Origin of the sequence: Streptomyces sp. NPDC050856, from assembly GCF_040653855.1 — a bacterium.
Classification (GTDB): domain Bacteria; phylum Actinomycetota; class Actinomycetes; order Streptomycetales; family Streptomycetaceae; genus Streptomyces.
In genome coordinates, this window is record NZ_JBFAGV010000003.1 from 243,310 (window position 1) to 269,824 (window position 26,515).

At 72.9% G+C, this 26,515-nt stretch carries 26 protein-coding genes and 1 pseudogene; 10 read left to right on the forward strand and 17 right to left on the reverse strand.

What is annotated here, in order from left to right; all coding sequences use genetic code 11:
• Positions 1–16: 16 nt before the first annotated feature.
• Positions 17–1,036 (reverse strand): phosphotransferase, encoded by a 1,020-nt coding sequence (locus tag AB0H53_RS04500; protein ID WP_362106992.1) that lies wholly within the window; start codon positions 1,034–1,036, stop codon positions 17–19.
• Between the two features lie 329 nt (positions 1,037–1,365).
• Positions 1,366–2,025, reverse strand: coding sequence for a response regulator transcription factor (locus AB0H53_RS04505; protein ID WP_362106995.1), 660 nt, complete (start codon positions 2,023–2,025; stop codon positions 1,366–1,368).
• Positions 2,026–2,380: 355 nt separating this feature from the next.
• Between AB0H53_RS04505 and pdhA the strand changes: the two genes are divergently transcribed.
• From pdhA to AB0H53_RS04530, 5 genes are all read left to right on the forward strand, one after another.
• On the forward strand, positions 2,381–3,538 hold the full coding sequence (pdhA, locus tag AB0H53_RS04510; RefSeq protein ID WP_362106998.1) for a pyruvate dehydrogenase (acetyl-transferring) E1 component subunit alpha: 1,158 nt from the start codon (positions 2,381–2,383) through the stop codon (positions 3,536–3,538).
• A 2-nt stretch (positions 3,539–3,540) separates the two neighbouring features.
• Positions 3,541–4,521 carry an alpha-ketoacid dehydrogenase subunit beta gene (locus AB0H53_RS04515; RefSeq protein WP_362107001.1) on the forward strand — a complete coding sequence of 327 codons (981 nt, stop codon included), beginning with the start codon at positions 3,541–3,543 and terminating at the stop codon, positions 4,519–4,521.
• A 14-nt stretch (positions 4,522–4,535) separates the two neighbouring features.
• Positions 4,536–5,948, forward strand: coding sequence for a dihydrolipoamide acetyltransferase family protein (locus tag AB0H53_RS04520; RefSeq protein ID WP_362107004.1), 1,413 nt, complete (start codon positions 4,536–4,538; stop codon positions 5,946–5,948).
• A gap of 266 nt (positions 5,949–6,214) precedes the next feature.
• Positions 6,215–6,856 (forward strand): GntR family transcriptional regulator, encoded by a 642-nt coding sequence (locus tag AB0H53_RS04525; protein WP_362107007.1) that lies wholly within the window; start codon positions 6,215–6,217, stop codon positions 6,854–6,856.
• Positions 6,853–8,172 (forward strand): MFS transporter, encoded by a 1,320-nt coding sequence (locus AB0H53_RS04530; protein ID WP_362107009.1) that lies wholly within the window; start codon positions 6,853–6,855, stop codon positions 8,170–8,172. Before AB0H53_RS04525 ends, AB0H53_RS04530 begins: the two co-directional genes overlap by 4 nt.
• 21 nt (positions 8,173–8,193) lie before the next feature.
• Here AB0H53_RS04530 and AB0H53_RS04535 read toward each other — a convergent pair whose 3' ends face one another.
• Positions 8,194–9,018 (reverse strand): maleylpyruvate isomerase family mycothiol-dependent enzyme, encoded by an 825-nt coding sequence (locus AB0H53_RS04535; protein ID WP_362107012.1) that lies wholly within the window; start codon positions 9,016–9,018, stop codon positions 8,194–8,196.
• A 137-nt stretch (positions 9,019–9,155) separates the two neighbouring features.
• Here AB0H53_RS04535 and AB0H53_RS04540 point away from each other — a divergent pair, with 137 nt between their 5' ends.
• Positions 9,156–9,974 (forward strand): carbon-nitrogen family hydrolase, encoded by an 819-nt coding sequence (locus AB0H53_RS04540; protein ID WP_362107015.1) that lies wholly within the window; start codon positions 9,156–9,158, stop codon positions 9,972–9,974.
• Between the two features lie 28 nt (positions 9,975–10,002).
• On the opposite strand, the gene AB0H53_RS04545 is transcribed toward AB0H53_RS04540, so the two are convergent.
• The gene (locus AB0H53_RS04545; RefSeq protein ID WP_362107017.1) at positions 10,003–10,509 is read right to left on the reverse strand and encodes an LURP-one-related family protein; all 507 of its coding nucleotides are present in this window, start codon (positions 10,507–10,509) and stop codon (positions 10,003–10,005) included.
• A 165-nt stretch (positions 10,510–10,674) separates the two neighbouring features.
• Between AB0H53_RS04545 and AB0H53_RS04550 the strand changes: the two genes are divergently transcribed.
• On the forward strand, positions 10,675–12,516 hold the full coding sequence (locus tag AB0H53_RS04550) for an NHL domain-containing thioredoxin family protein (protein WP_362107020.1): 1,842 nt from the start codon (positions 10,675–10,677) through the stop codon (positions 12,514–12,516).
• A 123-nt stretch (positions 12,517–12,639) separates the two neighbouring features.
• Here the strand turns inward: AB0H53_RS04550 and AB0H53_RS04555 are convergent.
• The 9 genes and pseudogenes from AB0H53_RS04555 to AB0H53_RS04595 all read right to left on the reverse strand — a co-directional run.
• Positions 12,640–12,753 (reverse strand): annotated as a pseudogene (locus tag AB0H53_RS04555) (DUF4287 domain-containing protein); the annotation flags it as partial.
• Positions 12,741–13,259 carry a DUF1203 domain-containing protein gene (locus AB0H53_RS04560; protein WP_362107023.1) on the reverse strand — a complete coding sequence of 173 codons (519 nt, stop codon included), beginning with the start codon at positions 13,257–13,259 and terminating at the stop codon, positions 12,741–12,743. The gene AB0H53_RS04560 and the pseudogene AB0H53_RS04555, both read right to left, overlap by 13 nt.
• A gap of 98 nt (positions 13,260–13,357) precedes the next feature.
• Positions 13,358–14,260, reverse strand: coding sequence for a hypothetical protein (locus tag AB0H53_RS04565; RefSeq protein ID WP_362107026.1), 903 nt, complete (start codon positions 14,258–14,260; stop codon positions 13,358–13,360).
• 3 nt (positions 14,261–14,263) lie between these two features.
• Positions 14,264–14,632 (reverse strand): hypothetical protein, encoded by a 369-nt coding sequence (locus tag AB0H53_RS04570; protein WP_362107029.1) that lies wholly within the window; start codon positions 14,630–14,632, stop codon positions 14,264–14,266.
• 62 nt (positions 14,633–14,694) lie between these two features.
• Positions 14,695–17,772, reverse strand: coding sequence for a CHAT domain-containing protein (locus AB0H53_RS04575; RefSeq protein WP_362107032.1), 3,078 nt, complete (start codon positions 17,770–17,772; stop codon positions 14,695–14,697).
• Between the two features lie 123 nt (positions 17,773–17,895).
• Complete coding sequence (locus AB0H53_RS04580; protein WP_362107035.1) at positions 17,896–18,267, reverse strand: hypothetical protein; 372 nt, start codon at positions 18,265–18,267, stop codon at positions 17,896–17,898.
• Positions 18,268–18,334: 67 nt separating this feature from the next.
• Positions 18,335–18,559: a DUF6458 family protein gene (locus AB0H53_RS04585; protein WP_362107038.1), complete on the reverse strand. Its 225-nt coding sequence runs from the start codon at positions 18,557–18,559 to the stop codon at positions 18,335–18,337.
• 68 nt (positions 18,560–18,627) lie between these two features.
• Positions 18,628–20,208, reverse strand: coding sequence for a hypothetical protein (locus AB0H53_RS04590; protein WP_362107041.1), 1,581 nt, complete (start codon positions 20,206–20,208; stop codon positions 18,628–18,630).
• 116 nt (positions 20,209–20,324) lie between these two features.
• Positions 20,325–21,629, reverse strand: coding sequence for a M18 family aminopeptidase (locus AB0H53_RS04595; RefSeq protein ID WP_362107043.1), 1,305 nt, complete (start codon positions 21,627–21,629; stop codon positions 20,325–20,327).
• A 100-nt stretch (positions 21,630–21,729) separates the two neighbouring features.
• Between AB0H53_RS04595 and AB0H53_RS04600 the strand changes: the two genes are divergently transcribed.
• Positions 21,730–22,164 carry a DUF6083 domain-containing protein gene (locus AB0H53_RS04600; protein ID WP_362107046.1) on the forward strand — a complete coding sequence of 145 codons (435 nt, stop codon included), beginning with the start codon at positions 21,730–21,732 and terminating at the stop codon, positions 22,162–22,164.
• Positions 22,165–22,237: 73 nt separating this feature from the next.
• Here the strand turns inward: AB0H53_RS04600 and AB0H53_RS04605 are convergent, their stop codons facing one another.
• The 3 genes from AB0H53_RS04605 to AB0H53_RS04615 form a co-directional block, all read right to left on the reverse strand.
• The gene (locus AB0H53_RS04605; protein ID WP_362107049.1) at positions 22,238–24,064 is read right to left on the reverse strand and encodes an acyl-CoA dehydrogenase; all 1,827 of its coding nucleotides are present in this window, start codon (positions 24,062–24,064) and stop codon (positions 22,238–22,240) included.
• A 117-nt stretch (positions 24,065–24,181) separates the two neighbouring features.
• Complete coding sequence (locus tag AB0H53_RS04610) at positions 24,182–24,550, reverse strand: ATP-binding protein (protein ID WP_362107052.1); 369 nt, start codon at positions 24,548–24,550, stop codon at positions 24,182–24,184.
• Positions 24,547–24,738 (reverse strand): hypothetical protein, encoded by a 192-nt coding sequence (locus tag AB0H53_RS04615; RefSeq protein WP_362107055.1) that lies wholly within the window; start codon positions 24,736–24,738, stop codon positions 24,547–24,549. The genes AB0H53_RS04610 and AB0H53_RS04615 overlap by 4 nt, the downstream gene beginning before the upstream one ends.
• 120 nt (positions 24,739–24,858) lie before the next feature.
• On the opposite strand from AB0H53_RS04615, the gene AB0H53_RS04620 reads away from it, so the two are divergent.
• The gene (locus AB0H53_RS04620; protein ID WP_362107058.1) at positions 24,859–25,710 is read left to right on the forward strand and encodes a helix-turn-helix transcriptional regulator; all 852 of its coding nucleotides are present in this window, start codon (positions 24,859–24,861) and stop codon (positions 25,708–25,710) included.
• Positions 25,691–25,906 carry a DUF397 domain-containing protein gene (locus tag AB0H53_RS04625; RefSeq protein WP_362107061.1) on the forward strand — a complete coding sequence of 72 codons (216 nt, stop codon included), beginning with the start codon at positions 25,691–25,693 and terminating at the stop codon, positions 25,904–25,906. The genes AB0H53_RS04620 and AB0H53_RS04625 overlap by 20 nt, the downstream gene beginning before the upstream one ends.
• A 10-nt stretch (positions 25,907–25,916) precedes the next feature.
• Here AB0H53_RS04625 and AB0H53_RS04630 read toward each other — a convergent pair whose 3' ends face one another.
• Entirely contained in the window at positions 25,917–26,441 is a 525-nt protein-coding gene (locus tag AB0H53_RS04630; protein WP_362107064.1) for an FBP domain-containing protein, read from the reverse strand.
• Between the last annotated feature and the right edge of the window lie 74 nt (positions 26,442–26,515).

A 26,515-nucleotide genomic window follows, 5' to 3' on the forward strand; every position in this document is an offset into this window, starting at 1 on the left:
GGCAGCCGGCCGGGCATCAGCCGGTGAAGGCGTCCCGCACCGCCTCGTACTCCCGGGTCCACCACACCGCCAGGGCCGACGCCGCGGGAAACTGCGGGTCGGCCCTGCGGTCGTGCCGCTGGTAGCGCCAGCGCAGTATCCAGAAGTCGTTGAGCCGCTCCCACCACACCCGGTGCACCGCCGCCGCCAGCTCCGCCGCGTCGGCGCCCGCCGCGCGGCGGTACGCCCGCGCGTACGCCCGTACCTTCGCCAGCTCCAGCCCGCCCGCCGGCTGGACGAAGAAGATCACCGCGGCCCGTACCGCCTCCTCCGCCCTCGGCTGGACGCCCAGCCGGTCCCAGTCGACGATCGCGGCCGGCTCCGCGCCCCGGTAGAGCAGGTTCAGCGGGTGGAAGTCCCCGTGCACCCAGCCGCCCGCGCCGGCGGGCGGCGGACGGCGGTGGGTGTGGTCGGCCAGCAGCCGGCGCCGCTCCAGCAGCCGGTGCTCGGCCAGCATGTCGAAGGAGTCCCGCAGGTGCCGCCCGCGCACCAGGGCCAGCAACCGGTCGATCACCCGGAACGTCTCGTCCGGGTCGGCGCTCCCGTGTTCCCCGTCCGCCCGGCCGGGCGGCTCCATCACCTGCTCCAGACCGGTGTGGACCAGGCCGAGCAGGGCACCCAGCCGCCGGGAGCCGGCCGTGGTGAGCTGGGCGCCGCCCCGGTGCCGGCCCTCGACCCAGGGGTGCAGTGCGTAGCACCGGCCGTCGATCTCGGCGACGGTCCGGCCCTCGCTGTCGGGCAGCGGCGGGGCGACGGGGACGCCCAGGCCGTGCAGGCGCTGGGTGGCGCGGTGCTGGCGCACGATGGTGTCGCGGTCGGCGGTGGGGGCGTCCAGGTGCTGTTTCAGGAAGTAGGCGCCCCGGGTGGTGGCGAGGCGGTAGCCGCGGTTGAGCAGGCCCTGGGTGACGGGTACGCAGGAAAGGGGCTCGCCCGGGTCGTCGTAACGGCGCAGCAGCGCACTCACGGGTGGGACGGGTGTTGCAGATGAGCGCGGCACTCAGCAGATGTTAGATCACTCAGCGTGGTGAAAAAGTCGCTCGGTGGAATAGTCCAAGGAGTGGACAGTATGCCCGGTGACGCAGCGCGGTCCGGCCCCGGGAGCGCCGGGTCGTGGGGGCTCCCCGCCGGCGTGCCGGGGCCCGGGGCCGAGCAGCTCCCGCCCCCGCAGGGGCGCGTCACCGTCCCGGGCCTGCCCGCCGGCCGCCGCGTCATCGTCCCGGCGCCCGGTCGCCGGCCGCTGCCGGCGTACCGGTCCCACCGGCCGCTGGGGCGCCCCGGCGCCCGCCCGGTCGTGCCGGGCGCCGTCCAGCGCCGTCCAGCGCCGTCTCACCGGCGTTCGGCCTGGAGGCGGGCGACGTAGGCCGCCGCCTGGGAGCGGCGCTCCATGCCGAGCTTGGCCAGCAGGCTGGAGACGTAGTTCTTGATGGTCTTCTCGGCGAGGTGCAGCCGCTCGCCGATGGCCCGGTTGGTCAGCCCCTCGCCGATCAGGTCCAGGATCCTGCGCTCCTGCTCGGTCAGGGAGGCGAGTCTGTCGTCGCGCCTGGGCCCGTTGCCGTCCCGCAGCCGCTCCAGTACGCGCGCGGTGGCCACCGGGTCCAGCAGCGACCTGCCGGCCGCCACGTCCCGCACCGCCGTCAGCAGCTCGTTGCCCCGGATGGCCTTGAGGACATAGCCGGAGGCCCCGGCCATGATGGCGTCGAAGAGGGCCTCGTCATCGGCGAACGAGGTCAGCATCAGGCATTTGATGTCCTCGTCGCGGGAACGGATTTCCCGGCACACCTCCACGCCGCTGCCGTCCGGCAGCCGGACGTCCAGCACCGCCACGTCGGGACGGGTCGCGGGGATCCTGACCAGGGCGTCCGCCGCCGTGCCGGCTTCGCCGACCACCTCGATGTCGCCCTCGACGGACAGCATCTCGTGGACGCCGCGCCGGACGACTTCGTGGTCATCGAGTAGAAATACCGTGATTTTTCCATCTTCGCGCACGGAAGCAGTCTCACACACGAACTCTTCCCGTGCCCGGGGTGAGCGGGATAACGTGCCCGTGTTCCGGCGGCCCACAAGGCTGTGACCAGTGCTTGTTCCCGCATTTCTCGATTTACTTGGAAATCCAAGCAAAATCGCAGGTCAAGTGGGGTTTCGCAGTAATGTGGAGCACTGGGTAACGTGCCTTTGACAGGGCGCTCGCCGGGGCACCTGTCACGCCTGTTCCCGGCCGAGGGCACCCACCCCGTGCACACGTACGGAGACAGGCGAGCCGCGCCCCCCACGCTCCGACGAGCAGGGGGGACCCCCAGCTCCCGGCGGACCCCGGGGGCCGGACAGACGGAGGAGCACGCACGTGACCGTGGAAAGCACTGCCGCGCGCAAGACGCGACGCAGCAGTGGCACCAAGCGCAGCGCAGGCGCAGGGAAGCCACAGAGTTCCGAGCCCCAGCTCGTACAGTTGCTGACGCCCGAGGGCGAGCGCGTCCAGCACCCGGAGTACGACATCGACCTCAGCCCCGACGAGCTGCGCGGTCTGTACCGCGACATGGTGCTGACCCGCCGCTTCGACGCCGAGGCCACCTCCCTGCAGCGCCAGGGCGAGCTGGGCCTGTGGGCGTCGCTGCTGGGCCAGGAGGCCGCGCAGATCGGCTCAGGCCGGGCCCTGCGCGACGACGACTACGTGTTCCCCACGTACCGCGAGCACGGCGTGGCCTGGTGCCGGGGCGTCGACCCGGCCAATCTGCTCGGAATGTTCCGTGGCGTGAACCACGGTGGCTGGGACCCCAACAGCAACAATTTCCACCTGTACACGATCGTCATCGGGTCGCAGACGCTGCACGCCACGGGCTACGCCATGGGCGTCGCCAAGGACGGTGCCGACAGCGCGGTCATCGCGTACTTCGGCGACGGCGCGTCCAGCCAGGGCGACGTGGCCGAGTCGTTCACGTTCTCGGCCGTCTACAACGCCCCGGTCGTGTTCTTCTGCCAGAACAACCAGTGGGCGATCAGCGAGCCGACCGAGCGCCAGACCCGTGTCCCGCTCTACCAGCGCGCCCAGGGCTACGGCTTCCCCGGCATCCGCGTCGACGGCAACGACGTCCTCGCCTGCCTGGCCGTCACCCGGTCCGCCCTGGAGCGGGCCCGCCGGGGCGAGGGCCCGACGCTGGTGGAGGCGTTCACCTACCGGATGGGCGCGCACACCACCTCCGACGACCCGACCAAGTACCGGGCGGACGAGGAGCGGGAGGCGTGGGAGGCCAAGGACCCGATCCTGCGCCTGCGCACCTACCTGGAGAAGCAGGGGCACGCCGACGCCGCCTACTTCGAGGCGCTGGAGGCGGAGAGCGAGACGCTGGGCAAGCGCGTCCGTGAGGCGGTGCGGTCCATGCCCGACCCCGACCACCTGGCGATCTTCGAGAATGTCTACGCCGACGGGCACGCGCTCGTCGACGAGGAGCGCGCGCAGTTCGCCGCCTACCAGGCGTCGTTCGCGGATGGCGAGGTCAAGTAACCATGGCTGTACAGAAACTCCCGCTCGCCAAGGCGCTCAACGAGTCGCTGCGCAAGGCCCTGGAGACCGACCCCAAGGTCCTGATCATGGGCGAGGACGTCGGCAAGCTCGGCGGCGTCTTCCGGGTCACGGACGGGCTGCAGAAGGACTTCGGCGAGGAGCGGGTCATCGACACCCCGCTCGCCGAGTCGGGCATCGTCGGCACGGCGATCGGCCTGGCGCTGCGCGGCTACCGGCCGGTGGTGGAGATCCAGTTCGACGGCTTCGTCTTCCCCGCCTACGACCAGATCGTCACCCAGCTCGCCAAGATGCACGCCCGCGCGCTCGGCAAGATCAAGCTGCCGGTCGTCATCCGCATCCCCTACGGCGGCGGCATCGGCGCCGTCGAGCACCACAGCGAGTCGCCGGAGGCGCTGTTCGCGCACGTCGCCGGCCTGAAGGTGGTCTCGCCGTCCACGGCGTCCGACGCCTACTGGATGCTCCAGCAGGCCATCCAGAGCGACGACCCGGTGATCTTCTTCGAGCCGAAGCGCCGCTACTGGGACAAGGGCGAGGTCGACACCGACGCCATCCCCGGCGAGCTGCACAAGGCCCGCACGGTACGGGACGGCACCGACCTGACGCTGGTGGCCTACGGGCCGATGGTCAAGGTCTGCCTGGAGGCCGCCGCGGCCGCCCAGGAGGAGGGCAAGTCGGTGGAGGTCCTGGACCTGCGCTCGGTGTCCCCGATCGACTTCGACAGCGTCCAGCGATCGGTCGAGAAGACCCGCCGGCTGGTCGTCGTGCACGAGGCGCCGGTCTTCCACGGCTCCGGCGCGGAGATCGCCGCCCGTATCACCGAGCGGTGCTTCTACCACCTGGAGGCGCCGGTCCTGCGGGTGGGCGGCTACCACGCGCCGTATCCGCCGGCCCGGCTGGAAGAGGAATACCTGCCGGGTCTCGACAGGGTGCTCGACGCCGTCGACCGCTCGCTGGCGTACTGAGGAGTGCCGTGACCATGACTACCGCCGCTTCTCGCTTCCGCGAATTCAAGATGCCCGACGTGGGCGAGGGACTCACCGAGGCGGAGATCCTCAAGTGGTACGTCCAGCCCGGTGACACCGTCACCGACGGGCAGGTCGTCTGCGAGGTGGAGACCGCCAAGGCGGCCGTCGAGCTGCCGATCCCTTACGACGGGGTGGTGCACGAGCTGCGCTTCCCCGAGGGCACCACGGTCGACGTCGGTGAGGTGATCATCTCGGTCGACGTGGACCCGGGCTCCGGCCCGGCCGACGCCGCCCAGCCGCAGACCGCGCAGCCCGCCGCCGAGGAGCCGGCCGCCAAGGACTCCGCCGGCTCGGCGGCTCCCGCCGAGCCGGCCGGCCGCCAGCCGGTCCTCGTCGGGTACGGCGTCTCCGAGGCGTCCACCAAGCGCCGCCCGCGCAAGGGCGGCACGGGCCGGGACCAGGCCGCCGGGCAGGCCGCCGCCGCCGTCCAGAGCGAGCTGAACGGCCACTCCGGCACCGCCGGGGCGGACCGGCCGCTCGCCAAGCCGCCCGTGCGCAAACTGGCCAAGGACCTGGGCGTCGACCTGGCGTCGGTCACCCCGACCGGCCCCGACGGGATCATCACCCGCGAGGACGTCCACGCCGCCGCCGCGCCGGCTCCGGCGGCCTCCGCCCCGGCCGCCCAGGCGCAGCCGGTGGCTGCCGCCCCGGTGGCGGGCGACGCCCGCGAGACCCGCGTCCCGATCAAGGGCGTACGCAAGGCCACCGCCGCGGCCATGGTCGGGTCGGCCTTCACCGCGCCGCACGTCACCGAGTTCGTCACGGTCGACGTCACCCGCACGATGAGGCTGGTCGAGGAGCTGAAGGCCGACAAGGACATGGCCGGGCTGCGGATCAACCCGCTGCTCCTGGTCGCCAAGGCCCTGCTCGTCGCGATCCGGCGCAACCCCGGGATCAACGCCTCCTGGGACGAGGCCGCCCAGGAGATCGTGCTCAAGCACTACGTGAACCTGGGCATCGCGGCGGCCACCCCGCGCGGTCTGATCGTGCCGAACATCAAGGACGCGCACGCCAAGACCCTGCCCGAGCTGGCCGCCGCGCTCGCCGAGCTGGTGGCCACCGCCCGCGAGGGCAAAACCACCCCGGCGGCCATGCAGGGCGGCACGGTGACCATCACCAACGTCGGTGTCTTCGGCGTCGACACCGGCACGCCCATCCTCAACCCGGGCGAGTCCGCGATCCTCGCGGTCGGGGCGATCAAGCTCCAGCCGTGGGTCCACAAGGGCAAGGTCAAGCCGCGCCACGTCACCACGCTGGCGCTCTCCTTCGACCACCGCCTGGTCGACGGCGAGCTGGGCTCCAAGGTGCTGGCCGACCTGGCCGCGATCCTGGAGCAGCCCAAGCGGCTGATCACCTGGGCCTGACGGCCCGCCGAGAGGGGCGGTTCCCGGGGCGCGGGCCCGGGGAACCGCCCCTTCGCGGCGGCCGGGCCCGGGTCTCCCGGACGGCCGGCGAGCCCAGTGCCGGGGGCGGCGGCGGCCACCGGCGCGGCCACCAGGGTGTGCTCCAGCGCGCTCGGCGGCAGCGGCAGCCGGGGGAGCAGGTCCGGGGCACCGGACAGGGCGACCCGGGCGTTCCGCGATGTGGACGCGTCCCGCGCCCGCGCCCTTGTTGTATCTATCCTGTGCGCATGCCTTCCGCCCCGCCTGCCGCCCACCGCGTCTACACCCACGTCAAACAGGCGGTCCTGGACCGCCGCTACGAGGGCGGGACCCTGCTGACCGAGGGCGAACTCGCCGAGGCCGTCGGGGTGTCGCGGACCCCCGTGCGCGAGGCGCTGCTGAAGCTGGAGATGGAAGGGCTGCTGAAGCTTTACCCCAAGAAGGGCGCCCTGGTCCTCGCCGTCTCCGCGCAGGAGATCGCCGACGTGGTGGAAACCCGGCTGCTGGTCGAGGAGTTCGCCGTCCGCAGGGCCGTGCCCGCCTCCGCCGCGCTGATCACCCGCCTCGAGGAGCTGGTGGCGGAGCAGCGCCGGCGCGCCGCCGCCGGGGACCTGGCCGCGGTCGCCGTCACCGACCGGAGCTTCCACGCCGCGATCGTCAGCAACGCCGGCAACACCATCCTGGCCAGGCTCTACGACCAGATGCGCGACCGCCAACTGCGCATGGGCGTCGCGGTGATGGAGGCCCACCCCGACCGCGTCGCCAAGAACATCGCGGAGCACGCCGAGATCCTGGCCGCCGTCCGCGCCGGCGACGCCGAGCGCGCCGCCCAGTGCGTGCGCCGCCACATCAGCCGCGTCAAGGTGCTGGTGCGGGGTGAGGACCGGTGAGCTCCCCCTCCCCGCCGGACCCCCGCCCCGCCACCGGTGGGGACACCCCCGCCGGCGGCAGGCGGGCCGTCCTCGTCTGGGGCGTCGGCGTCGCCGTCTACTTCGTCGCCGTCATCTTCCGTACGTCCCTGGGCGTGGCCGGCCTCGACGCCGCCGACCGCTTCGGCGTCAACGCCTCCGCGCTGTCCACGTTCTCCATACTCCAGCTGCTGGTCTACGCGGGCATGCAGATACCCGTCGGCCTGATGGTCGACCGGCTCGGCACCAAGAAGGTGCTGACCCTCGGCGTGGTGCTGTTCACCGTGGGCCAGCTCGGCTTCGGGCTCTCCCCCTCGTACGGCACGGCACTGGCCTCCCGGGCACTGCTCGGGTGCGGTGACGCCATGACGTTCATCTCCGTGCTGCGGCTCGGCGCACGCTGGTTCCCGGCCCGGCGCGGACCGATGATCACGCAGATCGCGGCGCTGTTCGGGGTGGCCGGCAACCTGGTCTCCACCATGGTCGTCGCACGGCTGCTCGACGGGCTGGGCTGGACGGCCACCTTCGCGGGCAGCGCGGCGGCCGGAGTCCTGGTGCTCGTACCGCTCCTGCTCTTCCTGAAGGACCACCCCGAGGGTTGCGAACCGGCCCCCGCCCGGCACGCCGGAGCCGCCTTCGTCCGCCGCCAGATCGCCGAGTCGTGGCGGGAGCCGGGCACCCGGCTCGGCATGTGGGTCCACTTCACCACCCAGTTCCCGGCCATGGTGTTCCTGCTGCTGTGGGGGCTGCCCTTCCTCGTCGAGGCACAGGGGCTGTCGCGGAGCACGGCGGGCGGGCTGCTGACGCTGGTGGTGCTCTCCAACATGGTGGTCGGCCTGGCCTACGGGCAGATCATCGCCCGGCACCACGCCGCCCGGACCCCGCTGGCCCTCGGCACGGTCGGCGCGACGGCGGCGGCGTGGGCGGCCACCATCTCCCTGCCGGCCGGGCACGTCCCGATGTGGCTGCTGGCCACCCTGTGCGTGGTGCTCGGCGCCTGCGGGCCGGCGTCGATGATCGGATTCGACTTCGCCCGGCCCGCCAACCCGCCGGAGCGGCAGGGGACGGCCTCGGGGATCGTCAACATCGGCGGCTTCACCGCGTCGATGGCCATCCTGCTGGCGATCGGCGTGCTGCTGGACGCGACCGGTGACGACTACCGGACCGCGTTCGCCTCGGTCTTCGTCCTCCAGGCACTGGGCGTCACCCAGATCCTGCGGCTGCGGGCCCGCACGGCCCGCCGGGAACGGGAACGGCTGGTCGCCAGCCGGGTGGAGGCGGTGCACGTCCCCGCCTGAGCCGGTGGCACGCCGGTCACTTCAGGGGGTGACCGCGAAGTGCGCCAGGATCGCGTCGGCCAGCACGGTGTCGCCCTCCGTCTTGACCCGGTCCGCCACGGCCGCCGGCTTCACCCGGCCGCAGGCCAGCCGCACATAGGTCTCCCAGTCCATGGCGATCGTCGCCGCGGGACCGAGCGAGGGGGCGCCGTCGACCGTGCCCCGGCCACCGGCGTCGACCCGGACGGTGCGCAGGAACTCGACCGGGCCGTGGATGTCGAAGACGACCGCCGAGTTGGGCGGGGCGCCCGCGTCCTTGGCGACCACCTTGGGCAGTACCGCCAGGAAGTTGTCCCGGGCCACATAGGCGCCGGGGGAGTCCAGGTTGCCCGGCTTGCCCAGCGCGGCGCGCAGGTCCTGCTCGTGCACCCAGACGTCGAACGCCCGCATCCGGTAGGCCAGTTCCAGGGTCTGCTCGGCGCCCAGCGGGGCGCGGATCAGGGTGTCGGGGGAGCGGTTCTCGTTGCGCAACTGGCGGGCACGGCGGATCAGCGTGTACTCCAGCTCGGCGGTCATCTCGGGGCCGGTGTGGTGGCGCCGCACGTCGACCTGCATCTCCATGTACCGCGCGAAGTCGCCGCGGACGTGGAACAGGTCCCGGGGCAGCGAGTGGATCGGCCGCGGGTCGCCGAGCATCTCGCACTCCATGCCGATGATGTGCGACACGATGTCGCGCACCGACCAGCCGGGGCAGGGCGTACGCCGGTTCCACTCGCCCTCGACAAGCGGCTGCACCAGCTCGGATATCGCTTCGATGGAGTGGGTCCAGGCATCGGCGTAAGGCTGGAGGCTGGGATGGACGGTCACGGGACCCCTCGGACGGTGTGGTACGCGGGCTGGGTGCTGTGGCAGTTAAGTTACGCTGCCGTGAGGCACCCCGGCAGTGCTTTCGTGTGACGATCGTAGGCCCGAGTTGACGGCCCGAATGCCAGGACGGTGGTAGTGTGCGCGCCTCGCTCCTCCAGATCGCGGTAGACCCGGACGAAGCGGTCCCCTCCCGCCGCCGGCGCGTCGCCTCCATGGTGCGCGGGCAGCGCGGCGCGGACCTGGTGGTGCTGCCGGAACTCTGGACGGTGGGGGCCTTCGCCCACGACTCCTTCGCCGCCGAGGCCGAGCCGGTGGACGGCCCCACGTGCCGGGCGATGGCCGAGGCGGCGGGCGACGCGGGCGTCTGGCTGCACGCCGGTTCCATCGTCGAGCGGGCCGCGGCCGGCTCCCCCGGGGACGCGGACGCCCTGTACAACACCTCGCTGGTGTTCTCCCCGGACGGCGAGCTGGTCCGTACGTACCGCAAGATCCACCGCTTCGGTTTCGACACGGGCGAGGCGGTCATGATGGCGGCCGGCCACGAGCTGGTCACCGTACCGCTGCCGGACCTGCCGTTCGGTGTCGCCACCTGCTACGACCTGCGCTTCCCCGAGCAGTTCCGGGGCCTGGTGGACGCCGGCGCCCTGGCGTTCGTCGTCCCGGCCGGGTGGCCGGCCCGCCGCCGCGAGCACTGGTCGCTGCTGACCCGCGCGCGGGCGGTGGAGAACCAGGCGTACGTCCTGGCGTGCGGCACCGGCGGAACGCACGCGGGAGTGGAACAGGCCGGGCACAGCGTCGTGGTGGACCCGTGGGGCGAGGTGCTCGCGGAGGCGGGCACGGGCGAGGAGATCCTCACGGTGGAACTGGACCCGGCCAGGGTCGCGGCGACGCGCGAGCGGTTCCCGGCCCTGAAGGACCGGCGGCTGGGCGTCCCCGCCCCGTCCGCGCGCCGCTGAGGCACCACCCGCCCGCCCCCCGGGACGGTCAGTCCTTCTCCGCCATCCGGACCACGCACACCGCCACCGCGATCAGCAGCGCCGTACCGGCGGCCGGATCGGCGCCCGTACCCGCGTCGTCGCGGATCACGTCCACCGCGTAGGTGTCCCGCAGCGACAGCCACTTCCGGGAGATGCGGGCCAGCGGCTCACCGTCGCGCTCCACGATGAACTCCCGGTCCAGGATCCGTCCGCTGACATCCAGCTCCACGCCGTCGGCCAGGGTGACCCGGTAGTGGTTGCGCAGCAGCGACAGCCGTTTGCGGCGGATCGTGGCCAGCGTCCCGCCGTCCCGCTCCAGGGTCATCGCGTCACGCAGGCTGAACACCTTCGCGCGCAGCGTGACCAGCACCCGGCCGGCCGGATCCTTGAGCTCCAGGGTGTCGCGCAGCCGCAGCGCCTTGCCGTCCACCAGGAAGGCGTGCCAGCCGTTCTCGTCCTCGATCCAGTAGTCGTCACCGATGGCGAAGATCTTGTCGCGTACGAGGTATCTCATACCGGGAATGCCTACCCACGCCGACGGGGTGGGATGGGTGTGCGGCCACGCCCTCACGCGTCCGGACCCGCGGGCCGAGCGGCAGGGGCGGTGCCCCGCCGGTGGAGGCCGCCGGCGTCGTACGGCCGTGACCGGCCGTTCACGGGCGGATGGCAAGCTTGAAGCATGAACGATGCCGCCCCGGCGCCCACCCCCGCGCCCGCGCCCCGACGTGCCCGTGTCCGTGCCCCCGAGCTGATCGGCAAGGGTGGCTGGCTGAACACCGGAGGGAAGGAACTCACCCTCGCCGACCTGCGAGGTCGCACGGTGATCCTGGATTTCTGGACCTTCTGCTGCATCAACTGCCTGCACGTCCTGGACGAGCTGCGGGAGCTGGAGGAGAGGCACCGGGACACGCTCGTGATCGTCGGCGTGCACTCGCCGAAGTTCGTCCACGAGGCCGACCACCAGGCCGTCGTCGACGCCGTCGAACGGTACGAGGTGCACCACCCGGTCCTCGACGACCCCGACCTCGCCACCTGGAAGCAGTACGCCGTACGGGCCTGGCCCACGCTCGTGGTGATCGACCCCGAGGGGTACGTCGTCGCCCAGCACGCGGGCGAGGGACACGCCAGGGCCATCGAGACGCTGGTGGCGGAGCTGGAGGCCGAGCACGAGGCCAAGGGCACATTGCGCCGCGGCGACGGGCCCTACGTGCCGCCCGAGCCGGTCGCCACGCATCTGCGCTTCCCCGGCAAGGCGCTGGCACTGGACGGCGGCCACTTCCTGGTCTCGGACACCACCCGCCACCAGATCGTGGAGCTCGCGGCGGACGGCGAGAGCGTCGTGCGGCGGTACGGCTCCGGCGAGCGCGGCCTCGCCGACGGCGCGGCGGGCGAGGCGCGGTTCAACGAGCCGCAGGGGCTGTGCCTCCTGCCCGACGGGCGGGTGGTCGTGGCCGACACGGTCAACCACGCGCTGCGGGTGCTGGACCTGTCCACCGGGGTGACGGCGACGGTCGCCGGGACCGGGGCGCAGTGGTGGCAGGGCTCCCCCACCGCCGGGCCCGCCCGCGAGGTGGCCCTGTCGTCGCCGTGGGACGTCGCCTGGTGGCGGGGCGAGGTGTGGATCGCCATGGCGGGCGTCCACCAGCTCTGGGCCTACGACCCGGAGGCGGGCACCGTCCGGGTGGCCGCCGGTACCACCAACGAGGGTCTGGTCGACGGGCCCGCCGCCGAGGCGTGGTTCGCCCAGCCGTCCGGGCTGGCGGCGGCCGGCGACCGGCTGTGGGTCGCCGACTCCGAGACCAGCTCGCTGCGCTGGGTCGACACCGAGGACACCGTGCGCACGGCCGTCGGCACCGGCCTGTTCGACTTCGGCCACCGTGACGGGGAGGCCGGCCAGGCGCTCTTCCAGCACCCGCTGGGCGTCACCGCGCTGCCCGACGGCTCGGTCGCCGTCTCGGACACGTACAACCACGCCCTGCGGCGCTTCGACCCGGCGAGCTGCGAGGTCACCACGCTGGCCACGGACCTGCGCGAACCGAGCGGCGCGGTGCTGGCCGGCGAGGACATCGTGGTCGTGGAGTCCGCCCGGCACCGGCTGACCCGGCTGCGGCTGCCCGAGGAGGCCGTCCAGGTGGAGGCCGTCGCGCACCGCACCCGGCGTGAGGCGACCGGGATCGCGCCGGGCACCCTGCGCCTGGACGTGGTGTTCCGTGCCCCGGCGGGCCAGAAGCTGGACGACCGGTACGGGCCCTCGACGCGGCTGCTGGTGTCGGCCACCCCGCCCGAGCTGCTCAGCGGGGGCGAGGGCACCGGCACGGACCTCTCGCGCGAACTGACGCTCGCCCCGGAGGTGACCGAGGGCGTCCTGCACGTGTCGGCGATGGCCGCCTCCTGTGACGACGACCCCGCCAACGAGTACCCGGCCTGCCATGTGCACCAGCAGGACTGGGGGGTACCGGTGCGGGTCACGCCGGACGGCGTCTCCCGCCTCCCGCTGATCCTGGCCGGAATGGACGAGTAGAGCCGGACCGGGGTTTCCGGCCTCGGCCCCCCACGCCGGGGCCGGGTCCGGCCGCCCACGCCGGGGGGCCCGGGTCCGGGTCCGGGAGCGGGGATCCGGCCGGGCGGCCGGATCCCGGGGCGCTCACCTCTCCGCGAGGGTGTGGGCGACCAGCGCGTCGGCGTGGCCGTGGCCCGGGCCGTGTTCCGACTTGGGGCAGGTGACGAGCTCCATGTGCGCCCGCCTCATGGGCGCCGCACCTCGAAGTGGAAGCAGCCGTACTCCACGGCCCGGATGTGCACCAGGGCCACCGCCGGGTCGGCGAACGCCTCGCCGATGATCCGGTCGAAGCCGGCCCCGGCGTCCTCGGGTATCTCGAAGAGCCGGCCGCCCACGATGCGGCCGGCGCTGTCGTAGCGGCGGGCGGCGCGCAGCGCGCCGGGACGGGCGAAGGGGTAGCCGGGGCCGGTCCAGGGCGCCGGGCAGCGGTCGGCGTGCACGAAGACCGGTCCGGTCTCGTCGTACGCGCCCGGCTCCGCCCCGGTCGCCGCGGCCCAGCGCCGCAACGGCGCGTAGGAGACGAGGGCGATCCGCTCGCCCGGCTGGACGGACCGCAGGCAGCAGCGCAGCGGGCTGCCCACGGAGTCGGTCGGCGCACCGTCCGCCCGCGCGGTGAAGGGCCGCGCCGGGCGTCCGGCGTCATCGGTGCGGCGCAGTTCCCGCAGGGCGTCGGGGGGGATGGGCAGAGGGGTGTACGTGGTCATGCGCCCAGCGTCGCCGACCCGCCCGGTCGCCCACCGGCGGATTTCGGACCCGTACCCGGCCGGGGCGGGCGGGGCGGGCCGTGCGGGGCCGCCGGGCCTCACGCGCCCTTGCGGGCGACGCGGTTGACGGCGGTGCCCAGCCGGAGGTCGGCGGGGCCGGGGGCGCCCAGGCCCAGTTCCTCCGCCAGCCGCCTGAGGTGGACGTCGACGGTGGACTCCAGCAGCTCGGCGTGGGCCGCTCCGACGAGCCGGCCACGGCGCCAGGCCACCAGCCCGGTCACCGCGGCGCCCACCGCGGCCGGCCACCAGAAGCAGCCGAGCACGGCGTAGCAGCAGGCCCACACCGAGCCGGCCAGCGCCGCGTCGAAGCGGGCGCGCGAGGCGCGCAGTTCGGTCCTGACGTCGTCCGGGAGCACCAGCCACAGCCGTGGCCAGCAGGACGCGAGGTCGATGCCGTACTGGTGGCGCAGACGGGTCTCCGCCGCGCCGATCCGGTCACCGGTGGCGGTGGGGCGGCTCGGCTCGGCCGGCGCGATCGCGTCGCGGCGGGCGGTGAGTCCGTCGATGGCCTGCCGCTGTCGCGTGGTGCGGCGGTGCGCGGGGGTCGCGCGGCGCAGGCGGGCGATGTCGCTCTGGACGGCCCTCCAGCGTCCGCGCCGCCGGGTGGTCAGCCGGTCCGCCAGCGGCCCGGCCAGGGACGGCCAGTCGCCCGTCCAGATCCGTTCGGCCCCCCTGGCGCAGGTCCGTACGAAGGTTCCGGCCGCCACGGAGGCGAGGACGACCGCCGCGACGGCGGCGATCTGGCCCACGGTGGACCACCGGGCCGTCCTCGCCGTCCAGCGGCCCGTCCGCTCCAGCAGGGCGGCTCCGTCGAGCGCTTCCCCGTGTCCCAGCACCGCCCCGCAGACCACCGCCGCGACGAAGAGCAGACCGGGTGCGGCCAGGGCGGACAGCCATTTCTCGGCCAGCTTCTGGCCGAGGCTGTCGAGGAGCGGGGCCACGGCTCAGGCCTCGACCACGCGCAGTGGCCGGTCGCGCAGCCAGCAGCGGCCCCCGGCGGGCAGCTCGCCGCCGGGCGCGCGGACCTCGTTCAGGCTGCACCAGCCGTCCGGGCAGCGGTACGACTCGCCCTCGGCGCGCGGCACCGCGTCGAAGACCATGTCCCCGGGCTCGTCGCCGCGTACCGGGCCCACTCCGTCGAGCACGTGTGCCGGGATGTCCAGTCCCTCGACCGCCCGCAGTACGGGAGTTCCGGCGAGGACGGCCTCCACGGCGGTGCGGAGCCCGGCGAGCGCGCCGTCCTCCTCCGCCAGGTCCTCCATCAGCCAGGGCAGCGCCGAGCAGAGCCCGGCGCGTCTTTCCCGGTCGTCCATCGTGTCCTCCTCGGTGCTGTCCGCGGGCCCCGGTGCCGTCCGCCCGGCGGCCCGGTCGGTGGCTACGGCCCGCTGTGCACGACCGACGCCCAGAACAGCGGCTCGGCGTAGCGGGGGTGTTCGCGGAGCGCCCCGAGCGCCCGGTGCAGGGCGTGCGCGGGGCCGGGGGTGTCCGGTGCGCCGAGCAGCCGGTAGACCTCACGGGCGAGGGGCGGGCCCATCGCGTCCTCGACCGTCCACAGGCTGCCGATCACGTGCCGGTAGCCGCAGAGCTGGAAGGCGGAGGCCAGGGAGATGACCTCGTCGGCCAGCTCCTCGCCGGGAGCGGCGCTGTGGCAGGCCGACAGGTAGGCGAACTCGGCGTCGCGCGGCTGTTCGGCCGCCAGCTCGCGCAGGGTCAGGTCGCCGCCGTGGAGGAGCAGCCGGCCGCGCGAGGGGTCGGTGGCGTCCCGTACGCCGTGGCAGGCCAGGTGGGCGTGGGTGTGCGCGCGCAGCGCGGCCAGGACCGCGTCGGGCGTGGCCCGGGCGTCCCGCAGCTCGGTCCTGGGGCCGGGGAGGCCGGCCGTGGCGGCCAGCTCGTCCGTCAGGGCGGTCAGCCGGGGGTAGGTGTCGCCGGCGTCCACACCGACGGCGGCCAGGGAGGTCCGGCCGGCCCCGGGAGCGGGTGTGTCGCGGGCGTGCAGCAGCGAGCCGAGCGTGGGGACGTAGGAGGACACGACCCGGTCGTGGGTGTACACCGGGGCGGTGCGGGAGCCGCCGTCCAGCACGGCGGCGTGCAGGGGCAGCAGGGAGAGCACACCGGTCGGGCACCACCACAGCCTGGGCACGGGCTCGCCGGGTGCCACCGGCCGGTCCAGGCCCAGGCGGGTGAGGACCGGGCCCACGATCCGCTCACCGAGCCAGCGCAGCGTGCGCTTCAGCTCCCGGTCGTGCGCGTACCTCTCACCGCCCGTGCCTCCCGGTCTCGTCAGCCCGGCCACCGCCGTGTGGAAGGCGTCGGCCCGGCGGCCGGTCTCCTCGGCCGTGACGCCGGGCAGCGGCAGCACCTCGACCACGACGCCGCCGGAGCGGCGGCGCAGCAGCAGGGCGTCGCAGCGCAGCGGGGACACGTTGATGACGGCGACGGGCCCGTGCTCGGCGGCCGCCCGCAGCCGTGCCCAGTCCGGCGGCCGGTGGAATCCGTCGAATCCGGGCAGCCCGCGGATCTCCGCGACGACCCGGTCGAACTCCGCCGCCGCCTCCCTGCGCTGCTCGGGGCCGCGCTGCCGGGCCAGCAGCTCCGTGCGGACCCGCTCGTAGCGGTCGGCGAGTTCCTGGGACGCGGCGGCCAGGTCGTCGTGCCGGCGGCGCAGGCGCAGCGCCTGTGCCAGGAGGACGCCCCGGCCCTGCTCCAGCCGGACCAGGGCCTCGCGGGGGCGGCCCGCCCCGATCTCCACGGCGGCGGCGACGTTGGCCAGGGACGGCACTTCGCGCAGGCGCGTCTCCTGCGACTGCCTGCCCAGCGCCGGGGCGGTGAGTTTGGGCAGCAGGTCGGTGAGTGCCACGCCGAAGGCGGTGCGCGCCTGTTCGGTGGCGCCGAGCGTGGCGGAGATGAAGCCCCACAGGGCGGCGCAGTGCAGCCGGGTGCGCACGTCCTGGGTGGCGGCGAGCGCGGTGGCGCGGTACTGCCGGGCGGCCTCGACCTGATCGAGCCGCGCGCCCCGGGTCCTGCGGTCACGCGTCTGCAGGAGGTGGCCCAGCTCCATCCGGGCGAGCTGCTGGTTGGGCCCGGTGTCCGAGGGCTTCCCCGCCACCTGCCTGAGCAGCTTCTCGGCCGCGTCCAGGTCGGCGTCGTCGCCGGTGCGGGTGCCGCGTTGCCGCAGCGCGACCGCCCACTTGATCAGCATCACGGGGCGGTCGTGCTGGGAGGACGGGGTGGCCGCCGCGGCGTACTCCAGGTGGTGCACCGCCTCGTCCAGTTCGGTCACGTCCCCGTGGGCGTCGTACCGGGCGGTGAGGACGGCGGCCAGGTTGGTGAGGTGCTGGGGGTGCGCGGGGGAGGCGGGGTGGTCGACGGCGCAGGCCCGGCGGGCGGCCGTGGTGGCCGCTTCCAGGTCGGCGGGGTCCTTGGAGGTGACGTACCGGTCGAGGTGGGCGAGGCCGAGGAAGGACAGGGCGGTGGCCCGGGCGGCGTCGCCGAGCGGTTCGGCGAGGACCTCGGTGAGTTCCGTGATCGAGCTGTCGAGGTCGGCCAGCTCTCCCGCCATCTCGAAGCGCATGCGCAGGACCTGGCCCAGCGATACCCGGTGGTGGGCGCGCTCGGAGTCACCGGCCGTGGCCGCGTCGACAGCCGAACGGAGCCGGCCGATGAGGGCGTCGAGGCGGGCCAGGTCGCCGTCCCGCGTGTACTGGGTGAGTTCGGCGAGCGTGCTGCCCTCGTCGGGCGGGTCCTGCGGTGCCTCGGCCTGTGCCCTGATCAGGCTGTGCAGCATCTCCCGCCGTCTGGGGTCGCCGGCCGGGAGGGCCGTGACCGCCTCGCGCATGAAGTGCAGGCCGGCGGCCCTGGTCCGCCCCGGTTCGAGGCCGTTGCCGGGCAGGCCGGCCAGGGTGGTCAGCGCCGAGCCGAGGTTGAAGGTGACGGCCGGCTCGGACGCGTCGCCCCGGGCTTCCTCCCGGGCCCAGGTCAGCAGGACCGTGGCCAGGGCCACTCCGGTCGCGTCCTCGGCGGACGCGCCCGCGAAGAACAGCGCGGCGCCCACGGCGTGGACGATCTCGAACGCCGGTTGCACCCGCGGCGGGTTGTCGGCGAAGGCCTCGCGCAGGGCGCGGGGGACGGCGCCGGGGCGCAGCGCGTGCACCACCGCGAAGAGGAAGACGGCCGCGTGGTGGTCCCAGGTCCTGTCCTGCTCCGGCAGGTGCCGGCAGCGCGCGAGGTGGTAGCAGGCGGCCAGGTAAGCGGTCTCGATGTCGACCGCGTCCGGCCCGCCCGCCCGGTGGGGCGTCAGCCGCTCACGCGTGTCGTACACGAGCTGTGCCATGTTGTACTGCACGCCCCGCCCCAGTACGGCCTCGGCCGATTCGGACAGGAACGGCGTCGCGTCGTCCGGCGCGTCCATCGCCTGTGCGACGGCGGCGCGGAACTCCGGGCGCAGTCCGCCCATGGCCCTCACCCCCCGGTGCACCGCCCCCGCAGCGGTGGGGCACCACGGTACCGAGGGGGTGGGGCCGGGCGGGGGCCGAACCGGAAAAGATGTGGAGAAGCGCCGGTGCGGCACCAAGTGCCGCTAATATGCCAGCCCTTGGTGCCGGGAGGGGCGGCCGGCGGCCCCGTCGAGGCAGCCGGACACCCACATCACCGGATCGTGGGCGGCGTTGCGGCCGCCCAGGCCCTCGGCCTCCATGCGCGCGCAGCCGCCGTCGAGCAGTTCCCGCACCCGTCGGCCGCCCGGGTCGTACTGGTGGACGCGCTTGCCCAGGAGGTAGCCCGACTCGTAGGCGATGTCGGCGGCCCAGGGCGGGCTTTCGCCGTAGGCGCGGATCAGCAGGCCGGCACCGGTGAGGCAGACCACCACGGCGGTGGTCACGACGACGAGCAGGGCCCGGCGGGCCGGCCCCCGGTGGTGGGCGAGGGCCGTGTGTCGTCCGAGCGAAACCATGCCCGACACGGTGTCAGGCCGGTCGTTTCGCCGATGTTGCCGTGCCTCACGGCGTCAACCGGTGTGCTCAGTAGCGCCGTTCGTCACCCGGGTCCACCACGGTCGGCGCGACCGGAGACACGACGGCCCTGCGGCGCCTGGCGATGCTCGTGAACGTCGCGACGCCGATGATGCCGACCGCCATCAGGATCAACCCCACCAGGTCGAGGTTGACGCCCTTGGCCTCCCAGTCGGTAGCGAAGGTGAGGATCGCCCCCACCCCTATGAGAATGATGCAGCCTCCCAGGCCCATGATTCCCGCCTCCTCATCAGCTTTAGGCGTTCCGGGTACCCGGCCCCGGAACGCCTAAGCAGTGAGGGTCACTTGACGTCGACGACGACCTTGGCGGCCGGGCTGCCGATGTGCGTGGCGTCCGGGTCCTGGAACTTGACGAAGTAGGTGCCGTCGCCGCGCTCCTTGTACGCCTTCTTGAAGGTGCCGTTGGCGGCGGTCTTCACCTGGGCGATGAAGTACGACTCCTTGGGACGGCTCTTGGGCGTGTAGTAGAGCCGCACCGGCTGGGCGCCGTACGCCTTCCACACCGTGCCGACGCGGTGCTGGAGGGTGCCCGTGGCGGTGAGCTGGCCGCCCTTGCGCACCACGGTGGGCGTGACCTTGTAGGCGGCGATCCGGGTCTCGGTGCGGCTCGCGCGGATCACCGGGCTGGTCGACGGGGCTATGGTCGCGGAGCCGGAGTAGACCGCGCGGTAGTGACCGGAGGCCGGCGCGGGGAAGGTCGCGAGGAAGACGCTGCTGGTCGTCCGTATCGTCTTGAGCTTCGTCCAGCCGTCCTTGCCGTTCTTGGACACCTGGATGTCGATGTCGCGGTACGGCGGTGTCGCGCCGTTCACGTCCAGCCAGCCGCTGACCGTGAGGTCGGAGAAGAGGCCGAGCTCGGCGGTGAACCCGCCGAAGCCGCTGGTGGCGGTGGTGCGGAAGGTGACCGGCAGGGAGGGCTTGTTGGAGAACCAGCCGCCGTACGTCACCTCCAGCCGCCGGACGCTGCCCACGGCGGGGAAGGTCGTGTCGAAGCTGAAGCGGCCGTCGTCGCGGGTGCTCGCCCCGCCGCCGCCGTAGGCGCCCTTCGCGTCGACCAGTGTGACGTCGGCGTAGTGGGCCGGCTTCCAGGTGCCGCCGGTCTCGTACTCGACCGTGCCGCTGATGGTGACGGGCGCGCCGTACCTGCCGCTGTGCTCGGCCTTGTCGAGCCGGAGCCGCGCGGGGACGCCCTTGGGCGTGACCTGGACGGTCTCGCTGAAGACGCTCTGGTGGCGCGCCCGGACCTGGGCGGGCCGCTGGTCCGCGATGAACCAGTCGGAGAACCGGCCGTCCGCGTCCGTCGTGACACGCTCCGTGTAGGACCCGTTGTCGATCGACACGGACGAGTCGGCGACGGGCCGGCGCTCGTGGGTGACCGGCTGCCATTCGAGGAGCCGCCCGCCGGCGGTGATCTTCATTTCCTCGATCGTCGGGTTCGGCCGGTCGACACCGAACTCCGCGAAGTACCGCTTGGCCGTGTAGTCGTACGTCCCGGCGTTCCGCAGCGTCGTGCGGTCGCCGTCGGCCTCCTCCACGACGAGGTCCACGGCGTACTGTCCGGCGGCGGGCAGCCGCACCTCGTCCGTGGTGATCCAGTCACCCGTGCGCTGGTCGCCCGAGGCGAGCTGGAAGTTCTGGACGGTCCCGACGGCCGCGTCGTCGCCCTGCGGGTGGACGGCGGCGCTGATGCCCGTCACCTCGCTGTCGGCCTTCAGGTCGTCGACGAAGAGGTGGCCGAGCCGGTGCTCGTGCCCCGATACGCGCAGGGCCGTCGGTCCCGCGTCGGCGAAGGCGGTACCGGGTACCGCGAGGGTGCCCAGGACCACGGATGTGGACAGGGCGAGGGCAAGGCGTCGCTTCACGGTGTCCCCCCAAGGACCGAGGGGCGCGTGCGAAGGATGGAAGTGGTCGTGTGCCGCGCCCCGGTCGTGATCTTAGTGCGGACCGGGGCGCGGACCCCGACCGGGGCGCCGGGCGGTCAGCCGGCCAGGAACGCCACCAGCGCGTTCGCCAGCAGGTAGGGGTCGTCGGCGCCGCACAGTTCACGGGCGCTGTGCATGGACAGGATCGCCACGCCGATGTCCACGGTGGTGATGCCGTGCCGGGCGGCGGTGATCGGGCCGATCGTGGTGCCGCACGGCATGTCGTTGTTGGACACGAACGTCTGCCACGGCACGCCCGCCTCCTCGCACGCCGCCGCGAACACGGCCCGGCCGCTGCCGTCGGTGGCGTACCGCTGGTTGACGTTGACCTTGAGGATGGGGCCGCCGTTGGCGCGCGGGTGGTGCGTCGGGTCGTGCCGTTCCGCGTAGTTGGGGTGGACGGCGTGCCCCGTGTCGGAGGAGAGGCAGACGGTACCGGCGAAGGCACGGGCCCGGTCCTCGTAGCTGCCGCCGCGGGCGAAGACGGATCGTTCCAGCACGGTGCCGAGGAGGGGGCCCTGGGCGCCGGTGTCGGACTCGGAGCCGTTCTCCTCGTGGTCGAAGGCGGCGAGTACGGGGATGCCGCCCCGGCCGTCCGCCTCGGCGCCGGACGCCACGGCGGCGAGGGCCGCCACGCCCGCGTGCACGGACAGCAGGTTGTCCATCCGGGGGCCGGCCAGCAGCTCCCGGTCCCGGCCCAGGTAGGCGGGCGGCTCGATGGCGTGCACCATCAGGTCCCAGCCGGCCACGTCGTCGGCGGGCACGCCCGTCTCCTCGGCGACGAACCGGATCAGGTCGCCCTCGTGGACGTCGTCGCCCAGCCCCCAGATCGGCTGCATGTGCCGCTGGCGGTCCAGCTTGAGGCCCTCGTTGGCCTGCCGGTCCAGGTGGATGGCGAGCTGCGGCACCCGCAGCAACGGCCGGTCCACGTCGACCAGCCGGTGGCTGCCGTCGCGCAGGGTCAGCCGCCCGGCCAGCCCCAGGTCGCGGTCGAGCCAGGTGTTGAGCAGGGTCCCGCCGTACGTCTCGACGGCCACCTGGCGCCAGCCGTGGGCGCCGATGTCGGGCCTGGGCTTGACCCGCAGGTTGGGGGAGTCGGTGTGGGCCCCCACGATCCGGAACGGGGTGTGCGCCTCGGCGCCCTCCGGCACGTACCAGGCGATCATCGCGCCGCCCCGCAGCACGTACTTGCCGCCGCTCGTCCCGTCCCAGGCGGCGGTCTCCTCGACCTGCCGGAAGCCGGCCTTCTCCAGCCGCTCGGCGGCGTTCGCCACGGCGTGGTACGGCGACGGGGAGGCCGCCAGGAAGGTCATCAAGTCATCGGTGTGGCCGCGGTCGAAGCGGGCGGTTGAGCTGCTCATGCCTTCACCTTACGGTTGCCGCCCGGGCGCACCCGGGCCGATTGTCAGTGGTGGCTGGGAGTATCGAACGAGTCCGCCGACCGTGACCGGAGGTGCACTGGTGACCACGACGATCACGCCCGCCTGTGCCGCGTGCGAGGCCCCCGGCGCCGAGTGGAGCGCCCCGCTCGGCATGCCGCTGTGCGCTGCCTGCGCCACCGCGGCGACCGGTACCCCGGAGCGGGACCCGGTGCGCCTGGGCGACATCCTGCCGGTGACCGCCGCCGCGCTGCGGGCCCACGGGCCGGTGCCGCCCCCGCGCACCGGCTCCCCCATGACCTGCCGGCACTGCGGCGCCGGGGCGCGGTGGCACCGCACGGCGGGCGGCCGGTGGGTGGCCATCGAGCCGGGCGAGCGCCCCGCCGCCGGTGTGCCCCGGGGCGAGCGCTGGTACATCGCCGGGGACGGCACCGCGGTGAACCCGCGCGGCGCGGTGCCCTCCGACCGGTGCCGGGTCAGCCACTTCTCGGTGTGCGCGGCCCGTCCGGGGCGGTGACCCGGGCCGGGAAACGGCGACGGCCCGCCCCCGGCAGTCGCCGGGAACGGGCCGCGCCGAAGCGGTGCCGCGATCAGAAGGAGGCCTCGTCCAGCTCCATCAGGGAGTTGTCGACCGACTCGGCGATCAGCCGCTCGGTGGAGACGCCCGGCAGGATGTTGGCGGCGAAGAACTTCGCGGCCGCGATCTTGCCCTGGTAGAAGACCTTGTCCTTGGCGGACGCGGTCTCCAGCTTCTCGGCGGCCACGGCGGCGCCGCGCAGCAGCAGGTAGCCGACGACCACGTCTCCGGAGGCCATCAGCAGGCGGGTGCTGTTGAGGCCCACCTTGTAGATGTTCTTGACGTCCTCGCCGGTGGCGGTGAGGTCGGTCAGCATCGCGCCGACGATGCCCTCCAGGTCCACGGCCGCCTTGGCGAGCGCGTCGCGGGCCGGGGCCAGCTCCTCGCCGCCGGGGCCGACCGCGAGGAACTTCTTGATCTCCTCGGCCAGCGCGTTCAGCGAGGCGCCCTGGTCGCGGACGATCTTCCGGAAGAAGAAGTCCTGGCCCTGGATCGCCGTGGTGCCCTCGTAGAGGGTGTCGATCTTGGCGTCCCGGATGTACTGCTCGATCGGGTACTCCTGGAGGTACCCGGAGCCGCCGAACGTCTGGAGCGACTGCGCGAGCTGCTCGTAGGACTTCTCGGAGCCGTAGCCCTTCACGATCGGCAGAAGCAGGTCGTTCAGGCCGATCAGCGCCTTGGCGTCCTCGCCCGCCGCCTCCTTGATCTGGATCTCGTCCTGGAGGGCGGCGGTGTACATGACCAGGGCGCGCATGCCCTCGGCGTACGCCTTCTGTGTCATCAGCGAGCGGCGCACGTCGGGGTGGTGCGTGATGGTGACCTTCGGCGCGGTCTTGTCCATGAAGTTCGCCAGGTCGGGGCCCTGCACGCGCTCCTTGGCGTACTCCAGCGCGTTCAGGTAGCCGGTCGACAGGGTGGCGATGGCCTTCGTGCCGACCATCATCCGGGCGAACTCGATGATGCGGAACATCTGGCGGATGCCGTCGTGCTTGTCGCCGATCAGCCAGCCCTTGGCGGGGTGCTTGTCGCCGAAGGTCATCTCGCACGTGTTGGACGCCTTGAGGCCCATCTTGTGCTCGACGTTGGTGGCGTAGACGCCGTTGCGCTCGCCCAGCTCGCCGGTCTCCCAGTCGAAGTGGTACTTCGGCACCAGGAACAGCGACAGGCCCTTGGTGCCCGGACCGGCACCCTCGGGGCGGGCCAGCACGTAGTGGAGGATGTTCTCCGACATGTCGTGCTCGCCGGACGTGATGAACCGCTTCACGCCCTCGATGTGCCAGGAGCCGTCCTCCTGCTGCACGGCCTTGGTGCGGCCCGCGCCCACGTCCGAGCCGGCGTCCGGCTCGGTGAGGACCATGGTGGAGCCCCACTGCTTCTCGACGGCGATCGAGGCGACCTTCTTCTGTGCCTCGTTGCCCTCCTCGAAGAGGATGCCGGCGAAGGCCGGGCCGGAGGAGTACATCCACACCGCCGGGTTCGAGCCCAGGATCAGCTCGGCGTACGCCCAGATCAGCGAGCGCGGCGAGGTGGTGCCGCCGATCTCCTCCGGCAGACCCAGGCGCCAGTACTCGGAGTCCATGAAGGCCTGGTAGGACTTCTTGAAGCTCGCGGGGACGGGCGCGGTGTTGGTCTCGGGGTCGAAGACCGGCGGGTTGCGGTCGGCGTCCGCGAAGGACTCGGCGAAGTCGTTCTCGGCGAGACGGCGCATCTCGTCCAGCACGCTCTTGGCGGTCTCGACGTCCATCTCCTCGAACGGACCGGTGCCGTACACCTTGTCGCGCCCGAGAACCTCGAAGAGGTTGAACTCGATGTCGCGGAGATTCGACTTGTAGTGCCCCATGGCGACGGCTCCGTAAGGCTCGGGGAGGCAGAATCCTCTTACACGTACCAGCTAGTAGCTACGATGATGCTACCCGTGGGTAATAAGAGCAACCCCTGTCGGCCGATCTGTGACGCGTCACGCCCCGGCCAGCTCGCACCAGACGGTCTTGCCGCCCGGCGCCCGCACGACGCCCCACCGCTGGGACACCGCGGCCAGCAGTTCCAGACCCCGGCCGCCCTCGTCCTGGTCCGCCGCGTGGCGCGGGACCGGCCAGGACCGGGGATCGGGGTCGCTCACCTCGATCCGGGTGCGGCCGTCACTGGTTCCGTGGACCCGGACGGTCACCGGCGTCCCCTCACCCAGGTGCCTGATCACGTTGCTGAGCAGTTCGCTCACGCAGAGTTCGAGATCCGGACACGGCGCGCCGACGTGTTCCCGCAGCGCGTGCCGCAGCACCGGGACCTCCTTCGGCGTGGCGAGCAGCCGGGCGGTGAGCGGCCTCACCGCCCCGCCGCCTCACGCAGCACGCCGGCCAGCGCGTGGGCGGTCGCCAGGTTGCAGTTGCCGAGGATGACGAGCGGCGGGGTGCCGTAGTCCCTGCCGAGGGACGGCAGCGTGATGCCGTGCGCCGCGAGCGCGGCACGCAGCTCCTCCACGCACTCCTGGGCGACGACGTCGTGGGGGGTGGGCATGGGGAGTGCCCCTTCCTGTTGACCGGTGCTGAATGTGACGAACCAGTCACACAGTGACGTGGCTCGCCGTACCGTGGAAGGTGTTCGGGCACCACAACGCGGGGTGTGAAAGGCGGTCACGTGGCGGCACGCAAGGACATCGACGGCTCGGCGAGCGTCCCCGCCTTCTACGGCAAGGAGCTGCGCTGGAAGCGGGAGCGGGCGGGGCTCACGCTGGAGCAGGCCGTCGAGGGCAGTTTCTACGGGGTGAGCTACCTCAGCGAGATCGAACGCGGAAACCGGAACATGCCGGCGGATCTAGCCGCGCACATCGACCGGGTGCTGGGGACTGATGGGTATTTCGGGCGCAATTGCGGTGACGTGCGTAGGTCCCGGAGGAACGGCCATGCCGATTACTTCGTGGAGATCGTGGGCATGGAGGGACGGGCTAGGGATGTAGTGGAATGGTGCCCTCAACTGGTCCCCGGGCCCTTGCAGTTGAAGGAGTACATCCGGGCCATCATCCACGCCAATCACCCCTTCGACAGCGAAGAGTCCGTGGAGGCCAAAGTCACCGCTCGGCGGGACCGCGCATGGGTCTTCGAGGATGCCGCAGGGCCCGCTTCATGGGTCGTCATGCATGAGTCGATCCTGCGGCAGCCGCTCGTGGAGCCCGGGCTGATGGCCGAACAGCTCGCCCACGTCGCCGATGTCGCCCGGCGACGCCGCTTCATTCCACAGATCCTCCCGTGCGACGCGGGAGCGCATCCCTTCATGATGGGCACCACCTGGCTCATGCAATTCCCTGACGCTCCGCCCGTCATGTACACGGAGGGCATGTACAGCGGCCAAGTAATCGACGACCAAGAAGTGGTTGCGCAGTATCAAGGTGCCTATGAGCGTTTGAGAGCCGCTGCGTTACCGCCAAAGGACTCCCTCAAAATGATCGAGGACGCAGCGGAAGGGTTCCGAAATGTCAAACCGGTTCTCTGACCTTGCCGCCGCCGTGTGGCGCAAGAGCAGTCACAGCACGGCAGCCGAGGGACTCTGCGTCGAAGTCGCCGACGACCTCCCCGGCATCGTCCCCGTACGCGACTCCAAGGCCCCCCACGGCCCCGCCGTCATCGTCCCCGCCCACGCCTGGACGCCCTTCGTGAACGCCCTGAAAGCAGGGCGTTTCACGAGCTGAACCCGGGCCCTCAGCGGGGGGACATGACGTTGTCCGTGAACGCCGTCAGGTTGCCCAGCATGCGGGCGACGCGCTCCTCGGGGGCCAGCGACTCCTCGTAGCGGGCCCGCAGCGGCGGTTGGCGCTTGCCCCGGACGTAGAGGGAGCAGGCGAGGTCGGCGCAGAGGTAGATGCCGACGGTGTTGCCCTCGCGGCCGGCCGCTCCGGCACGGGGCGCGGCGAACAGCATGACGTCCGAGGACGCGTGGCCGGTCAGGCAGACCTGGCACATGCTCGACTTGATCGCGCTGGTGCGGGCGTTGTCCGGGACCCGCAGGGTGATGCCCACCGGCCCCCGGCCACCCGCGCCGCCGTCGCCCCGGGGCGGCAGCACGATGTGCGCCCGCAGCGGGGCGCCCGGATCGCGCCAGCCGAGGAAGTCCAGGTCCTGCCAAGGGAGTTCGGCGAAGTCGGCGGGGAGCTTGAGGCGGGCGGCCTCGCCCTTCGAGCAGTTGACGAAGGACGAGCGGATCTGTTTCTCGGTCAGTGGTTCCACGAAGCGGCACGGTACGGAACGCACATACGAACCGCACCCGGATTTCCGTTTCGTCCTCGCGCCCGGGGTACCCG

Bases quoted from the DNA above. Each gene is read 5' to 3' on its own strand.
- AB0H53_RS04515 (WP_362107001.1), top strand. From the start codon at position 3,541: ATGGCTGTACAGAAACTCCCGCTCGCCAAGGCGCTCAACGAGTCGCTG.
- AB0H53_RS04520 (WP_362107004.1), top strand. From the start codon at position 4,536: ATGACTACCGCCGCTTCTCGCTTCCGCGAATTCAAGATGCCCGACGTG.
- AB0H53_RS04525 (WP_362107007.1), top strand. From the start codon at position 6,215: ATGCCTTCCGCCCCGCCTGCCGCCCACCGCGTCTACACCCACGTCAAA.
- AB0H53_RS04545 (WP_362107017.1), bottom strand. From the start codon at position 10,509: ATGAGATACCTCGTACGCGACAAGATCTTCGCCATCGGTGACGACTAC.
- AB0H53_RS04550 (WP_362107020.1), top strand. From the start codon at position 10,675: ATGAACGATGCCGCCCCGGCGCCCACCCCCGCGCCCGCGCCCCGACGT.
- AB0H53_RS04560 (WP_362107023.1), bottom strand. From the start codon at position 13,259: ATGACCACGTACACCCCTCTGCCCATCCCCCCCGACGCCCTGCGGGAA.
- AB0H53_RS04570 (WP_362107029.1), bottom strand. From the start codon at position 14,632: ATGGACGACCGGGAAAGACGCGCCGGGCTCTGCTCGGCGCTGCCCTGG.
- AB0H53_RS04575 (WP_362107032.1), bottom strand. From the start codon at position 17,772: ATGGGCGGACTGCGCCCGGAGTTCCGCGCCGCCGTCGCACAGGCGATG.
- AB0H53_RS04580 (WP_362107035.1), bottom strand. From the start codon at position 18,267: ATGGTTTCGCTCGGACGACACACGGCCCTCGCCCACCACCGGGGGCCG.
- AB0H53_RS04585 (WP_362107038.1), bottom strand. From the start codon at position 18,559: ATGGGCCTGGGAGGCTGCATCATTCTCATAGGGGTGGGGGCGATCCTC.
- AB0H53_RS04595 (WP_362107043.1), bottom strand. From the start codon at position 21,629: ATGAGCAGCTCAACCGCCCGCTTCGACCGCGGCCACACCGATGACTTG.
- AB0H53_RS04605 (WP_362107049.1), bottom strand. From the start codon at position 24,064: ATGGGGCACTACAAGTCGAATCTCCGCGACATCGAGTTCAACCTCTTC.
- AB0H53_RS04615 (WP_362107055.1), bottom strand. From the start codon at position 24,738: ATGCCCACCCCCCACGACGTCGTCGCCCAGGAGTGCGTGGAGGAGCTG.
- AB0H53_RS04625 (WP_362107061.1), top strand. From the start codon at position 25,691: ATGTCAAACCGGTTCTCTGACCTTGCCGCCGCCGTGTGGCGCAAGAGC.